Origin of the sequence: Micromonospora sp. NPDC004551 (assembly GCF_040609975.1) — a bacterium.
Classification (GTDB): Bacteria; Actinomycetota; Actinomycetes; order Mycobacteriales; family Micromonosporaceae; genus Micromonospora.
Map to the genome: position 1 here is coordinate 1 of NZ_JBEXLM010000027.1, position 14,599 is coordinate 14,599.

12 protein-coding genes are annotated in these 14,599 nt (G+C 73.9%); 8 read left to right on the forward strand and 4 right to left on the reverse strand.

Features of this window, described 5'->3' with window-relative positions:
• The coding region (locus ABZW14_RS26210) for a molybdopterin-dependent oxidoreductase (protein ID WP_355351300.1) at positions 1-1,249 on the forward strand (1,249 nt) is incomplete at its 5' end.
• A 567-nt stretch (positions 1,250-1,816) separates the two neighbouring features.
• Here the strand turns inward: ABZW14_RS26210 and ABZW14_RS26215 are convergent.
• Positions 1,817-2,200 carry a WhiB family transcriptional regulator gene (locus ABZW14_RS26215; RefSeq protein ID WP_355351302.1) on the reverse strand — a complete coding sequence of 128 codons (384 nt, stop codon included), beginning with the start codon at positions 2,198-2,200 and terminating at the stop codon, positions 1,817-1,819.
• A 257-nt stretch (positions 2,201-2,457) separates the two neighbouring features.
• Here ABZW14_RS26215 and ABZW14_RS26220 point away from each other — a divergent pair, with 257 nt between their 5' ends.
• The gene (locus ABZW14_RS26220) at positions 2,458-3,273 is read left to right on the forward strand and encodes a response regulator transcription factor (protein ID WP_355351304.1); all 816 of its coding nucleotides are present in this window, start codon (positions 2,458-2,460) and stop codon (positions 3,271-3,273) included.
• 9 nt (positions 3,274-3,282) lie between these two features.
• Here the strand turns inward: ABZW14_RS26220 and ABZW14_RS26225 are convergent, their stop codons facing one another.
• Positions 3,283-3,687 carry a DUF5319 domain-containing protein gene (locus ABZW14_RS26225; RefSeq protein WP_355351306.1) on the reverse strand — a complete coding sequence of 135 codons (405 nt, stop codon included), beginning with the start codon at positions 3,685-3,687 and terminating at the stop codon, positions 3,283-3,285.
• A gap of 196 nt (positions 3,688-3,883) precedes the next feature.
• Between ABZW14_RS26225 and guaB the strand changes: the two genes are divergently transcribed.
• The 4 genes from guaB to ABZW14_RS26245 all read left to right on the forward strand — a co-directional run bounded on the left by guaB (position 3,884) and on the right by ABZW14_RS26245 (position 9,610).
• Complete coding sequence (guaB, locus tag ABZW14_RS26230; RefSeq protein ID WP_355351308.1) at positions 3,884-5,446, forward strand: IMP dehydrogenase; 1,563 nt, start codon at positions 3,884-3,886, stop codon at positions 5,444-5,446.
• Between the two features lie 31 nt (positions 5,447-5,477).
• Positions 5,478-6,596, forward strand: coding sequence for a GuaB3 family IMP dehydrogenase-related protein (locus tag ABZW14_RS26235; RefSeq protein WP_355351310.1), 1,119 nt, complete (start codon positions 5,478-5,480; stop codon positions 6,594-6,596).
• Positions 6,597-6,669: 73 nt separating this feature from the next.
• On the forward strand, positions 6,670-8,064 hold the full coding sequence (locus tag ABZW14_RS26240; RefSeq protein WP_355351312.1) for a M1 family metallopeptidase: 1,395 nt from the start codon (positions 6,670-6,672) through the stop codon (positions 8,062-8,064).
• Between the two features lie 88 nt (positions 8,065-8,152).
• Positions 8,153-9,610: a M1 family metallopeptidase gene (locus tag ABZW14_RS26245; protein WP_355351314.1), complete on the forward strand. Its 1,458-nt coding sequence runs from the start codon at positions 8,153-8,155 to the stop codon at positions 9,608-9,610.
• A gap of 1 nt (position 9,611) precedes the next feature.
• Here ABZW14_RS26245 and ABZW14_RS26250 read toward each other — a convergent pair whose 3' ends face one another.
• Positions 9,612-10,724: an LCP family protein gene (locus ABZW14_RS26250; RefSeq protein WP_355351316.1), complete on the reverse strand. Its 1,113-nt coding sequence runs from the start codon at positions 10,722-10,724 to the stop codon at positions 9,612-9,614.
• A 141-nt stretch (positions 10,725-10,865) separates the two neighbouring features.
• On the opposite strand from ABZW14_RS26250, the gene ABZW14_RS26255 reads away from it, so the two are divergent.
• Together ABZW14_RS26255 and guaA are read left to right on the forward strand one after the other, a co-directional pair.
• On the forward strand, positions 10,866-12,551 hold the full coding sequence (locus ABZW14_RS26255) for a GMC family oxidoreductase (RefSeq protein WP_355351318.1): 1,686 nt from the start codon (positions 10,866-10,868) through the stop codon (positions 12,549-12,551).
• Between the two features lie 68 nt (positions 12,552-12,619).
• Entirely contained in the window at positions 12,620-14,173 is a 1,554-nt protein-coding gene (gene guaA, locus ABZW14_RS26260; protein WP_355351320.1) for a glutamine-hydrolyzing GMP synthase, read from the forward strand.
• A 7-nt stretch (positions 14,174-14,180) separates the two neighbouring features.
• Here guaA and ABZW14_RS26265 read toward each other — a convergent pair whose 3' ends face one another.
• Positions 14,181-14,555, reverse strand: coding sequence for a PspC domain-containing protein (locus tag ABZW14_RS26265; RefSeq protein WP_355351322.1), 375 nt, complete (start codon positions 14,553-14,555; stop codon positions 14,181-14,183).
• Between the last annotated feature and the right edge of the window lie 44 nt (positions 14,556-14,599).

Genomic DNA, 14,599 nt, shown 5'->3' on the forward strand with positions numbered 1-14,599 from the left:
CCGCGGGCCCACGCAGCCCGGGCCGTCCGGGCCCACGCAGCCCGGGCCGTCCGGGCCCACGCAGCCCGGGCCGTCCGGGCCCACGCGGCCCTCGGCGTCTGCGCCTCCGCCACCTCCGGCCGTCGCTGCGCTGGCGCGGGACGAGGCATCGGGCGGGTGGGAGCCGCAGGAGCCCGCCGGGGACGAGTCGCGGCGCCGGTTCCTGCGCGGTGTCGGCCTGCTGGCCGGCACGGCGGCGGTGGTCGGGCTCGGCGGGCACTGGCTGGCCGGGCGGCGGGGGGTTTCGGCGGCCCGCGAGGCGGTGCGGCTGCCGAAGCCGGTGGCCCCCGCGCCACCGGTGCCGGCCGGCGCGGACCTGGCGGTGAACCGGTTGGCCCCCTTCGTCACCCCGAACCGGGAGTTCTACCGGATCGACACGGCCCTCGTGGTGCCGCAGGTGGACCCGGTGACCTGGCGGCTGCGCATCCACGGCCGGGTTCGCCAGCCGCTCGAGCTGAGCTTCGACGATCTGCTCGCCCGGCCTATGGTCGAGCGCCACATCACCCTGGCCTGCGTCTCGAACGAGGTGGGCGGCGACCTGATCGGCAACGCCCGCTGGCTGGGCGTGCCGATCCGGGAGCTGCTGGACGAGGTCGAGCCGGAGGAGGGTGCGGACCAGGTGGTCGGCCGCTCGGTCGACGGCTGGACCTGCGGCACCCCCACGGCGGTGCTGCGGGACGGGCGGGACGCCCTGCTGGCGGTCGGGATGAACGGTGAGCCGCTGCCGGTGGAGCACGGCTTCCCGGTGCGGATGGTCGTGCCCGGCCTCTACGGGTACGTCTCGGCGTGCAAGTGGGTGACCGAGCTGGAGCTGACCAGCTTCGCGGACTTCGACGCGTACTGGGTGCCGCGCGGGTGGTCGGCGCAGGGGCCGATCAAGACGGAGTCCCGTATCGACACGCCCCGCCGGCGCGATCGGCTCACCGCCGGACCGGTGACGGTCGCCGGGGTGGCCTGGGCCCAGCACCGGGGCATCCGCCGCGTCGAGGTACGCGTCAACGACGGCCCCTGGCACGAGGCGACCCTGGCCCCGACGGTCTCGGTGGACACCTGGGTGCAGTGGTCGTGGCGCTGGGAGGCCACCCCGGGCGACCACACCCTCCAGGTGCGGGCCACGGACGCCGCCGGGGATACGCAGCCGGAGCAGCGGCGCCCGGTCGCCCCGGACGGCGCCACCGGCTGGCACACCGTTCCGGTCAAGGTTGCCTGATCGGCGGCGTCAGAGGGGCCGCTGCCGGGGCCGAAGCCGGCCGGGCCGTCCGCACGTCGGCCCGGCAGGTGCTCGCCGGAGAGTACGGACCTGATGTCGTGGACGGCTCGGGCGCGGGTGGCCTTGGCCGTGGGGTCGGCTGGGTGCTCGCTGGAGACTACGAACTTGATGTCGTGGACGGCTCGGGCGCGGGTGGCCTTGGCCGTGGGGTCGGCTGGGTGCTCGCTGGAGACTACGAACTTGATGTCGTGAACGACTCGGGCGCGCGCGGCACTGAGGGTGGGCGGCCACGGCACGCCGGGCGAGTCATCTACGTCATCACGTTTGTAGGGCGTGCGCGGCAGCCGGCGGGTCAGATGACCGCCTACGTCATCAGGTTTGCCGGGCGCGGGCGGTATTCGGCGCGGCCGGTGAGTCGCCTAGGTCATCAAGTTTGTAGTCACCGTCAGGTCCCTTCCGGGCCGGCGGGTGGCCGGGCGGACGACGCCGGCGGGACTGCTCCGGCGATGACGCGGCGACGCCGCGCCCCCGGAGAGGAGCGCGGCGTCGCGGTGGTCGATGTCGCGGTCAGGCGATCTTGCGCTGGTCCGGGACGGCGGACTTGTGCGGCCGGCCGAGGCGGGCCTCCAGCCGCGCGACGTCCACCCGGGTCTGCCGGCGGTCGGCCAGGTCCTCCCAGCCGAGGGCGAGCAGCCGCAGCCGCTCGGACTCGCTGAAGCCGCCCCACACGCCGTAGGGCTCGCGGACCGAGAGGGCGTGCGCGGCGCACTCGGCGCGTACCGGGCAGGCGCGGCAGACGGACTTGGCGCCGGACTCGCGGCGCAGCCGGGACGAGCCGCGCTCGCCGTCCGGGTGGAAGAACTGCGCGCTGTCCCGCCCGCGGCAGGCACCGAGCCGCTGCCAGTCCCAGAGGTCGACAATGGGTCCGGGCAGTCTGCGTACGTTCGACATCAGCACCCCTCCTCCCGCGCGGCACCGCGGAGAATCTTCGTGGCCAGCTCCTACCGGTGCGGGTGGTCCGCGCGGGACACCGTTTCCGGAGTGACCCCTCGGTACCCGGGCTTTCCCGCGCTCACACATCTGTGATCGAAAACCTCGGACAGTTGGCGGCATATGCCCCATCTGTCGGAAAAGTTCGGATGATTGCCCGGAACCTCCTCCCGAGCACACCCCGTCGTGGTCTGCTCTGAGTCGGAGAGGAGACCACTGTGCGTAGCGTTCTCGTGTGCGTTCGGACACCACTCGCGGCCCAGCATTTGACCTCCGCGGCGGCGCGGCTCGGGCTGTCGGGCGTGCTCCGGACGGCCGTCTCCGATCCCGAGGTGATGTTGCGGCTCGCGGAGCGCCAGGTCGACGTGGTGCTCGCCGACACCGCCCTCACCCGGCCGGACAGCGCGGGCTTCGTCCGCCGGGTGCTCGCCCGTGCCCCGCAGGCCGCCGTGCTGCTGCTCGGGGCCGAGGAGTCGGAGGCCGCCGCGGCCACCATCAGCGCCGGTGCGCGGGGCCTCATCCAGAACGCCGACCACGACCTGACCAGCGCGGTCGCCAAGGCGCTGCTGCTGCTCTCCGCCCCCGGGCGCACGAACCGGCACCGGGTCACCGACCCGGCCCGGGACGCCGCGGCGGTCGGTGGGCCGGCCCGGTCGGCCGCGCCGGGGCGTACCCCTGCGGGGGCGGCGTGGCCGGCGGGCCCGGCGGAGGGTCCCGGCGGCGGGCCGACGGTCGTGCCGGTGCAGCGCGGCGAGGACCCGGCCGACCCGGCGGCGGCCGAGGGCGAGCCGGCGGCCGCGGGCGGCCCGCAGCGGCCGGCGCGCAGCCCGCGCAGCGCGATCGGCCTCACGGAGCGTGAGCTTCAGGTGCTGCTCGGCATGGCCGAGGGGAAGAGCAACGCGGAGATCGGGCGGGAGCTGTTCGTCTCGGAGGACACCGTCAAGACGCACGCCCGACGGCTGTTCCGCAAGCTGGGCGCGCGCGACCGGGCGCACGCGGTGGCCGCCGGCTTCCGTGCCGGCCTGGTCGCCTGAACCGGCCGCTCACTCCTCGGCGGAGTCGTCCGTGCCCTCGGTGAGGGTGTCGTGCACGCCGTCGGCGTAGCCGCGGGCGTAGTCCCAGCTGACGTAGTGGTCCGGGTCGGGATCGTAGGCCGGTTCGTGCACGCGGGGCCGCCCCGAGTTGAGCAGGTGCCGCAGGTTGCCCCGGAGCAGGTCCCAGTCGAAGTAGTGCGGCTCGCGGCAGTCCTCGCACTCGATGACCAGGCCGCGCACCCCGATCGGCTGCAACAGGGCCTGGTAGATCTCCAGGTCGGCCAGGTCTTCCAGGACGTCCTGCCGCTCGACCTCGGTCAGCGGGTCGAGCGAATCGTCCTCGCGCGGGTCGTGCAGGCCGGCAGCCGGATCGGCCGGGTCGCCGTTGAACGGGTCGATGGGCTCGTCGTGCACCCCCTCACCGTAGTCCCCGGCCCGCCGGAAAGCCCGCCCCCGGGACTCCTGTGGCGCTGCCTACCCCCGCCCGCCGCTGCCGGGGCCGGAGCAGCTCAATGGGTACGATGAAGCGACGCGCCGTCTTGCCGGCGTGCGCCGGTGCCCGCGCGCGCCGCCTCGCTGCAGCCCGTCCGACCAGCTCAGGGGAGCAATCGTGGAGAATTCGCCCAGCACCGAGATCCCGACCGGCCGCGACGGCGGTGAGCTGGGCGGCCATCTGCCCGAGCTGCCCGCCGGCTCGGCCCGGGTGGTGCCGCTCGGGCTGACCTTCGACGACGTGCTCCTCCAGCCCGGCGAGTCGGACGTGGTGCCCAGCCGGGTCAACACCCGCACCCGGCTCACCCGCAACGTCGAGTTGACCATCCCGCTGCTCTCCAGCGCGATGGACACGGTCACCGAGGCGCGGATGGCGATCGCCATGGCCCGCCAGGGCGGCATCGGCGTGCTGCACCGCAACCTCTCCGTCGAGGACCAGGCGCTGCAGGTCGACCTGGTCAAGCGCTCCGAGTCCGGCATGATCACCAACCCGGTGACCGCCAGCCCGGACGACACCCTGCGCGAGGTCGACGCCCTCTGCGGCCGGTACCGCATCTCCGGCGTACCGGTCGTCGACGGGCAGGGCCAGCTCGTGGGCATCGTGACCAACCGGGACATGCGCTTCGTCTCCGACCCGGCCACCCCGGTGCGCGACATCATGACCCGGACCCCGCTGATCACCGCCCCGGTCGGGGTGCGCAAGGACGAGGCGCTGGGCCTGCTCCGCCAGCACAAGGTGGAGAAGCTGCCGATCGTCGACGAGACCGGGAAACTGCGCGGTCTGATCACGGTCAAGGACTTCACCAAGAGCGAGCAGTACCCGGACGCCACCAAGGACGAGGCCGGTCGGCTGCGGGTGGCCGCCGCGATCGGGGTGGGCGAGGACGCGTACAAGCGGGCCCGCACCCTGGTCGACGCCGGGGTCGACGTCGTGATCGTGGACACCGCGCACGGCCACCAGCGGGCCGTGCTGGAGATGGTCGCCCGGCTCAAGAAGGACGTGGCCGTCGACATCGTGGGCGGCAACGTCGCCACGTACGCCGGTGCGAAGGCGCTGGTCGACGCAGGTGCGGACGGCGTGAAGGTGGGCGTCGGCCCGGGCGCCATCTGCACCACGCGCATCGTCGCCGGGGTCGGCGTGCCGCAGATCACGGCGATCATGGAGGCTGCCCGGGCGGCCCGGCCGGCCGGCGTGCCCGTGATCGGCGACGGCGGCATCCAGTACTCGGGCGACATCGCCAAGGCCATGGTGGCCGGCGCCGACACGGTGATGCTCGGCGGTCTGCTCGCCGGCTGCGAGGAGAGCCCGGGCGAGCTGCTGTTCATCAACGGCAAGCAGTACAAGGCCTACCGGGGAATGGGTTCGCTCGGCGCCATGCAGTCCCGCGGCCAGGCCAAGTCGTACTCCAAGGACCGCTACTTCCAGCAGGATGTGACCAGCGACGAGAAGCTGGTGCCGGAGGGCGTCGAGGGCCAGGTGCCGTACCGGGGGCCGCTCGCCCAGGTCGCCCACCAGCTCGTCGGCGGGTTGCGGCTGGCGATGGGGTACGCCGGCGCCGAGAGCATCCCCGAGCTGCACCGGCGCGGCCAGCTCATCCGGATCACCGCGGCCGGCCTCAAGGAGAGCCACCCGCACGACATCCAGATGACCGTCGAGGCGCCGAACTACCACTCCCGCTGACCCACCACCCCCAAACCACCTGGAGTCCCCCATGCGTGACGTGGTCGAGATCGGGCTGGGCAAGACCGCGCAGCGCGGCTACCACCTGGACGACATCGCCATCGTGCCGAGCCGCCGCACGCGGGACGTCGACGACGTCTCCACGGCCTGGCAGCTCGACGCCTACCAGTTCGGCATCCCCTGCGTCGGGCACCCCTCCGACGCGACCATGAGCCCCGCCGCGGCGGTGCGGCTGGGCCAGCTCGGCGGCCTCGGCGTGCTCAACGTCGAGGGTCTCTGGACCCGCTACGAGAACCCGACCAAGGTGCTGGAGGAGCTGGCCGGCCTGGACGAGGACGCCCGGGCCACCAAGCGGCTCCAGGAGGTCTACGCGGAGCCGATCCGCCCCGACCTGATCGCCGAGCGGGTCCGCGAGCTGCGTGACGGCGGCGGCACGGTGGCCGTCCGGGTCTCCCCGCAGCACACCCTGGCGCTCGCCCCGGTGATCCTCGACGCCGGCGTGGACATCCTGGTCATCCAGGGCACCATCGTCTCCGCCGAGCACGTCTCCACCACCGACGAGCCGCTGAACCTCAAGGAGTTCATCGCCGACCTCGACCTGCCGGTCATCGTCGGCGGCTGCACCGACTACAAGACGGCGCTGCACCTGATGCGTACCGGCGCGGCCGGCGTGATCGTCGGCATCGGCGGCGACGACTGGTCCACCACCGAGTCGGTGCTCGGCATCCGGGTGCCGATGGCCACCGCCATCGCCGACGCCGCCGCGGCCCGCCGCGACTACCTCGACGAGACCGGCGGCCGGTACGTGCACCTCATCGCCGACGGCGACCTGCAGACCTCGGGCGACATCGCCAAGGCGCTCGGCTGCGGTGCCGACGCCGTGATGCTCGGCGAGCCGCTGTCGCTCTGCGAGGAGGCCCCGGCCGGCGGCGCCTGGTGGCACTCGGCCGCCAGCCACCCGTCGCTGCCGCGCGGCGCGTTCGAGGTGGCCGGCGAGCCGCTCGGCTCGATGGAGAAGCTGCTCTTCGGCCCGGCCGACGAGCCGGACGGCCAGCTCAACCTCTTCGGCGGCCTGCGCCGGGCGATGGCCAAGTGCGGCTACCGCGACCTCAAGGAGTTCCAGAAGGTCGGCCTGGTCCTCGACCGCTGACCGCGTGACCGGCGCGACGGCGCGGGTGGGGATTCCGGTCCCTCCCGCGCCGTCGCGCGTCTAGGCTCGGCGGATGACGCGCGGCCGGCGGTGGGGCGCGGCGGCGCTCGCCGTCGCGCTGCTGGCCGGCGGTTGCACCCGGGACGACGACGGGCGGTTCCACCCGGGCGCCGCGGACGTGGGTGACCCGTACGTGCCGGGGGCCGGCAACGGCGGCTACGACGTCGGGCACTACGCGCTGAAGGTCCGCTACGACCCGGCGAACGACCGGCTCACCGGCGAGGCGCTCCTGACGGCCACCGCCACCAAGGCCCTGTCCCGGTTCCAGCTCGACCTGGCCGGCCTGACCGTCGACCGGGTACGCGTCGACGGCGCCCCGGCGAAGCACCGGCGCGACGGCGCCGAGCTGATCGTCACCCCGCCGCACGGGCTGCCTGCCGGGCAACGGTTCGCGGTCGAGGTGACCTACGGCGGGGTGCCCGAGCCGCTGCCCAGCGCGGAACTGGGCGACGGCGGTTTCCGGGCCACCGGGGACGGCGCGATCGCGCTGGGCCAGCCGGAGTCGGCGAGCACCTGGTACCCGGTCAACGACCACCCCTCCGACAAGGCCACCTACGACCTGGAGGTGACCGTCCCGGACCGGCTCGCCGCGCTCAGCAACGGGGTGCCGAAGGGGACCGAGAGCAGGGACGGCTGGACCACCTGGCGCTGGTCCGAGGACAGCCCGATGGCGAGCTACCTGTCCACCCTGGTGATCGGCCACTACCGGGTCGCGACCGGCACCCACGCGGGGAAGCCGATCGTCACCGCCGTGGCCGCCGGACTGCCCGCCGACGGTCCGGCCGCCGCCTCGGTGGCCCGCACCGGCGAGATCGCCGACTTCCTGTCCGGCCGCTTCGGGCCGTACCCCTTCGACGCGTACGGCGGGATCGTGGTCGCCGACGACCGGATCCGGTACGCGCTGGAGACCCAGTCCCGGCCGGTCTACGGGCCGGGCTTCTTCCGGGGCGCCGGCCCGAACACCGAGGTGGTCGCGCACGAACTGGCCCACCAGTGGTTCGGCGACAGCGTCTCGGTGGCCCGGTGGAGCGACCTGTGGCTCAACGAGGGCTTCGCCACGTACGCGGAATGGCTCTGGGCGGAGCACGACGGCCGGCGCACCGTCGAGCGGGCCTTCGCCGACCGGTACGCGGTCACCGACTGGAGCAAGCCCTCGGTGGACCCGGGCCGCGCCGCGATGTTCGGCGACGCGGTCTACCAGCGTGGCGCGCTGACCGTGCACGCGCTGCGGCGCGCGGTCGGCGACGACGCCTTCTTCCGCATCCTGCGCGGCTGGCTGGCCGAGCGGCGCAACGGCACCGCCACGACCGCCGACTTCATCGGGTACGCCGAGCGCACGGCCGGTAAGCCACTGCGCCCGCTGTTCGACGCCTGGCTGGTCGGGGCGAGCGCGCCGGCCCTGCCGTGACGCGGGCGTGATCGATCGTGGGTAGGCTGCCGCGGGCGGAGCGGCCCGGGCAGGGCCGCCACGGTGCTGTCCGGGAGGGATCGAGGCCATGGCGCGGCGCGGCGGACGACGACGGCTCGGGCTGCTGACCTGCGGAGCGTTGCTGCTGGCCGGCTGCGGCACGACCGAGCCGGACCGGGCCGCGCCGGCGCGACCCGCGCCCAGCCCGACGGCCGAGCGCAGTTTCGCGCCCGGCGCGGCGGGCGCCGGTGACCCCTACTTCCCCCGTTACGGCAACGGCGGCTACGACGTGGCCCACTACACGGTCAAGGTGCGCTACGACCCCGCGACCGACCGGCTCACCGGGACCACCACCCTGCGGGCCACGGCGACGGCCAACCTGTCGGCGTTCAACCTGGACCTGGCCGGGCTGACGGTGCGGTCGGTCACGGTGGACGGGGCGAAGGCCGCCCACAGCCGTGCCGACGACGAGCTGGTCGTCACCCCGGCCACCGGCCTCACCTCCGGCAACGGCTTCGTCGCCGAGATCCGGTACGACGGCCAGCCGGCCGCGCTGGACAACGACGTGCTCGGCGAGGGTGGCTGGCTGCACACCACCGACGGGGCGATCGCGCTCGGCCAGCCGGAGTCGGCCAGCACCTGGTTCCCGGTCAACGACCACCCCTCGGACAAGGCCACCTACGACTTCGAGATCACCGTGCCGAAGGGGCTCACGGCGGTCAGCAACGGCGTCCCGAAGGGACGGAGCACCACGGGTGGCTGGACCACCTGGCGCTGGTCCGAGGGCGCTCCCATGGCCAGCTACCTGAGCATGGTGGCGATCGGGAAGTTCCGGGTCACCACCGACAAGCACAAGGGACGGCCGGTGTACAGCGCGGTCACGACCCAGGTGGCCGAGGGCGCGCCGGACCGGTCGATCGCGCGGACCGTCGAGGTGGCCGACTACCTGGAGAGCATCTTCGGGCCGTACCCGTTCGAGGCGTACGGCGGGGTGGTGGTCGCCGACGACCGGATCCGGTACGCCCTGGAGACGCAGAGCCGCCCGGTCTACTCGGCCGGGTTCTTCCGGCAGGGCGACAACACCGGCGTGGTCGCGCACGAGCTGGCCCACCAGTGGTACGGCGACAGCGTCTCCCTCCAGCGCTGGCAGGACATCTGGCTCAACGAGGGGTTGGCCACGTACGCCGAGTGGCTGTGGGCGGAGCACGAGGGGGAGTCCACGGTCCAGCGCACCTTCGAGCAGAAGTACGCCACCACGTCGGGCCAGGTCTGGCGTACGCCGACGGGCAAGCCGGGGGTGGAGAACCTGTTCGGCCGGTCGGTCTACGAGCGGGGCGGGATGACGGTGCACGCGTTGCGCGTGGCGGTCGGCGACAGCGCCTTCTTCACCGTCCTGCGCACCTGGGCGGCGGAGAAGAGGAACGGCAACGCCACCACCGAGGAGTTCGTGGCGCTCGCCGAGCGGGTCTCCGGCAGGAAGCTCGGCAAGCTGTTCGACGCCTGGCTCTACGGCACCGAGCGCCCGCCGGCCCCGAAGCCGCTCTGAGTCAGTTCTTCACCCGCAGCGCGGGGTGCGCGGCCAGGTACGCGTCGGCGTCGCCGCCCCGCAGCGCGGTGAGGAACTCACGACCCACCGGGCGCAGCTGCTCGCCCCGGTAGGAGCTGCCGCTGCCCACCCCGTCGCCGGGGAGGCCGACCAGGACGAACTTCTCCGGCGACAGGCCACCCAGGGCGTACGCGAAGTCGACCAGCCGGCGGCCGCCGCCCACGTACACCAGGGTCTCGCCGAGCGCGGCGACCACCTGCTCGACGCGGTCCGGGTCACGGGCCAGCTGCTGGTCGAGGATCTTCCGGGCCAGCGCCCGGATGAGCTGCTGCTGGTGCCGCTGGCGGGTGTAGTCGCCGCCGGCCGTGTAGCGCTGGCGGGCGTAGTCCAGCGCCTGCCAGCCGGTCAGGTGCCGGTTGCCCGGCAGGTAGATCATCTGCGGCCCGGTGTAGGTGCTGCCGGACCGGTCCCGGTAGCGCCCGTCCGGCCGGCGGTGGATGGAGGCGACCCGCTGGTCGACGTAGAGGTCCACGCCGCCGAGGGTGTCGACCAGCTTGTCGAAACCGCCGAAGGTGATCACCGCGCCGGCGTCGATGCGCAGGCCGGTGTACCGGCTGACGGTGGTGCGCAGCAGCTCGTACCCCTGGGCGGTGCTGGGGTGTTTCTTGTCGCCGGGGACCCGGCTGCCGTAGCTCATCGCGTGGGTGAGCTTGGTCCGGCCGCCCGCGTAGCCGGCCTTCGGGTAGGCCGGGATGTCGACCACCAGGTCGCGGGGGAGCGAGAACAGGTACGCGCGGCCCAGCCCGGCCGGCACGTGCAGCACCAGCACGGCGTCGGCGTGCGGCTCCCAGCCCGGAACGCTGACCCGGGTGTCCACCCCGACCAGCAGCAGGTTGAGCGGCCCCTTCAGGTCGGCGCCGGGTGGCGGGGTGGGGCTGGCGGTGACCGGGGCCGGCGTGGTCGGGGCCGGGGTGGACGGGCTCGGCGTGGCCGGGCCGGCGACCGGGCCGGGGGACGGGTGGGAGACGAGCCGGGTGGTCACCACCGCGCCGGCCGCGACCAGCACCACGGCCACCAGTGCGGCCAGTCCCAGCAGCCACCGTCGTCGCGTCATCGTGGTCTCCTTCCCCGTCCACCACTCGACGCGCGACGGAGGCCCGTCGGTTGCGCGGGATTCCCGTGTCATCGAGCGCTCTGCATGATCTGCGAAAAACTCTTGCTGGCGCTATAGCTACCGGTCGGTAATGATGCGTGCATGCGGTACGACGTGGTCGTCATCGGGTCCGGTTTCGGCGGCAGCGTCACTGCGCTCCGGCTGGCCGAGAAGGGTTACACCGTCGGGGTCCTGGAGGCCGGCCGGCGCTTCGCGGACGACGAGTTCCCCCGCACCTCCTGGCGGGCGCGGCGCTTCCTCTGGGCCCCGAAGCTCGGCTGCTACGGCCTCCAGCGCATCACCCTGCTCCGCTCGGCCGACCGGAAGGCCGGCGGCGGGGTGCTGGTGCTCGCCGGCGCCGGGGTGGGCGGCGGCTCGCTGGTCTACGCGAACACCCTCTACGAACCGCTCGACGCGTTCTACGCCGACCCGCAGTGGCGGGACATCACCGACTGGCGTGACGAACTGGCCCGCCACTACGACCAGGCGAAGCGGATGCTGGGCGTCACCACGTACCCGGTGCACACCGGCGCGGACCGGGCCATGCGGGCGGTGGCCGAGCGGATGGGGGTGGGGCACACCTTCCACTCGACGCCGGTGGGCGTGCACATCGGCCGCCCCGGCGAGCGGGTGCCCGACCCGTACTTCGGCGGGGTGGGGCCGGACCGGACGGGGTGCAGCCACTGCGGCTCGTGCATGACCGGCTGCCGGCACGGTGCGAAGAACACCCTGGTCAAGAACTACCTGTGGCTGGCCGAGCGGATCGGCGCGCAGGTCCACCCGCTGACCACGGTGACGGCGGTGCGCCCCGCCGCCGACGGCGGCTACGAGGTGCACACCGAGCGCACCGGCGCCTGGGTGCGCAAGCGCCGGCAGGTGATCCACGCCGACCAGGTGGTCCTCGCGGCCGGCGCGCTGGGCACCCAGCGGCTGCTGCACGAGATGAAGGCGACCGGCGCGCTGCCCCACCTGTCGCCCCGGCTCGGCGAGCTGACCCGCACCAACTCGGAGGCCATCCTCGGCGCCTCGGTCGGGCCGGGCCAGGCCCGGCGGCGGGGCCTCGACTTCACCGAGGGGGTGGCGATCACCAGCTCGTTCCACCCCGACCCGCAGACCCACATCGAGCCGGTCCGCTACGGCCGGGGCTCCAACGCCATGGGACTGCTCCAGTCGCTGCTGGTCGACGGGGGCCCGCACCGGGTCCGGCGCTGGCTGGGCAGCATCGTCCGGCAGCCCGGGCTGGCCGCGCGGATGCTCTCGGTGCGCGGCTGGTCCGAGCGCACCGTCATCGCCCTGGTAATGCAGTCGGTCGACAACTCACTGACCACCCGCTACCGGCGCGGCCGGCTGGTCTCCGGCCCGGGCCACGGCGCGCCCAACCCGACCTGGATCCCGGCCGGCAACGAGGCGGCCCGGCTGCTCGCCGAGGAGATCGACGGCACGCCCGGCGGGGCGGTCACCGAGCCGTTCAACATCCCGATGACCGCGCACATCCTGGGCGGGGCGGTGATCGGCGACAGCCCGGAGCGCGGGGTGATCGACCCGTACCACCGGGTGCACGGTCACCCCGGGCTGCACGTGGTGGACGGCGCGGCGGTCTCGGCGAACCTGGGCGTGAACCCGTCGCTGACGATCACCGCGCAGGCCGAGCGGGCCATGTCGTTCTGGCCGAACAAGGGGGAGGCGGACCCCCGTCCGCCGCTGGGCCGGCCCTACCAGCGGCTCGCCCCGGTGGCCCCGAAGCAGCCCGCCGTGCCCGCCCACGCCCCCGCCGCGCTGCGTTCCTGAGCAGGGCGGCGCACGACACACCGGGGCGTGGCCCGCGCCGGGGGTGACTGTCGGTAGGGTTGCTGCACATGAGCACGCCTCGCCCCGTCCTCGTGGTGGACTTCGGAGCCCAGTACGCCCAGCTCATCGCGCGCCGCGTCCGCGAGGCGAGGGTCTATTCGGAGATCGTCCCGCATTCGATGCCGGTGTCCGAGATGCTGGCGAAGAACCCGGCCGCGATCATCCTGTCCGGCGGCCCGTCCAGCGTCTACGCGCCCGACGCCCCGCAGATCGACGCCGGCATGTTCGACGCCGGGGTGCCGGTCTTCGGCATCTGCTACGGCTTCCAGGCCATGGCGCAGGCGCTCGGCGGCACCGTGGCGCGCACCGGCAACCGCGAGTACGGCGGCACCCCGCTGCACGCCCGCCCCGAGGCCGGCGTGCTGCTCCGTGACCTCCCCGACGACCTGCCGGTCTGGATGAGCCACGGTGACTGCGTCACCGAGGCACCGGCCGGCTTCGCGGTCACCGCCGAGTCGGCGGGCGCGCCGGTCGCCGCGTTCGAGGACCTGGCCGGCCGCCGGGCCGGTGTGCAGTTCCACCCCGAGGTCGGGCACACCGCGCACGGCCAGGAGATGCTCACCCGCTTCCTCCACGACATCGCCGGCATCGAGCCGACCTGGACGCCCGAGAACATCATCGACGAGCAGGTGGCCCGGATCCGGGCGCAGGTCGGCGACAAGGAGGTCATCTGCGGCCTGTCCGGCGGCGTCGACTCGGCGGTCGCCGCGGCGCTGGTGCACAAGGCCGTCGGTGACCAGCTCACCTGCGTCTTCGTCGATCACGGCCTGCTCCGCGCGGGCGAGGCCGAGCAGGTCGAGAAGGACTACGTGGCCGCCACCGGCATCAAGCTCAAGGTGGTCGACGCCCGCGAGCGGTTCCTCGGCGCGCTGGCCGGGGTGACCGACCCGGAGCAGAAGCGCAAGATCATCGGCCGGGAGTTCATCCGGGTCTTCGAGGCCGCCGCCCGGGAGATCGCCTCGCACGGCGACGTCGAGTTCCTGGTGCAGGGCACCCTCTACCCGGACGTCGTCGAGTCGGGCGGCGGCACCGGCACCGCCAACATCAAGAGCCACCACAACGTCGGCGGGCTGCCGGAGGACCTGAAGTTCGCCCTGGTCGAGCCGCTGCGCACGCTGTTCAAGGACGAGGTCCGCGCGCTCGGCCTGGAGCTGGGGCTGCCCGAGGCGATGGTCTGGCGGCACCCGTTCCCGGGTCCGGGCCTGGCCATCCGGATCATCGGCGCGGTCGACGAGGAGCGGCTGGCCGTGCTCCGCAAGGCCGACCTGATCGCCCGGCAGGAGCTCACCGCCGCCGGTCTCGACCGAGGTGTCTGGCAGTTCCCGGTGGTGCTCCTGGCCGACGTGCGCAGCGTCGGCGTGCAGGGCGACGGGCGCAGCTACGGGCATCCCGTGGTGCTGCGCCCGGTCTCCAGCGAGGACGCGATGACCGCCGACTGGTCCCGGCTGCCCTACGAGGTGGTGGCCCGGATCTCGACCCGGATCACCAACGAGGTCGCCGAGGTCAACCGGGTGGTCCTGGACGTGACCAGCAAGCCGCCGGGCACCATCGAGTGGGAGTGATGCCGGGTCAGGCCGCCTCCGGCGGCGTGGGCGGCACCGGCGGCTGAGGCGCCGGCCGGGGCGACGGCTCCGGCGTGGCCGGCGCCGCGTGCGGACCCGGGGCCGTCGGCGGGACCGGCGGCCAGCCGGGCGCGGTGCCCGGCGCGTGCGGCCAGGCGGGCGCGCCCGCCGGCTCCTCGGGCATCAGGAACCACATGATCGGGTACGCCAGCGCGGCGATCCCGCCGGTGATCAGGGTGGCCACCGCGAAGGCCACCCGCACGAGGGTGGGATCGACGGCGAAGTAGCGGCCGAGGCCGCTGGCCACACCGGCGACCATGCGGTCCGTGACCGGCCTGCGGAGCTGCTTGTACGGGGCCTGGGAGGGGTTCGTCGAGGTCATGTCTCCACGGTCCCGCGCGGGTCGGCGGGCGACCTCGGTGACCG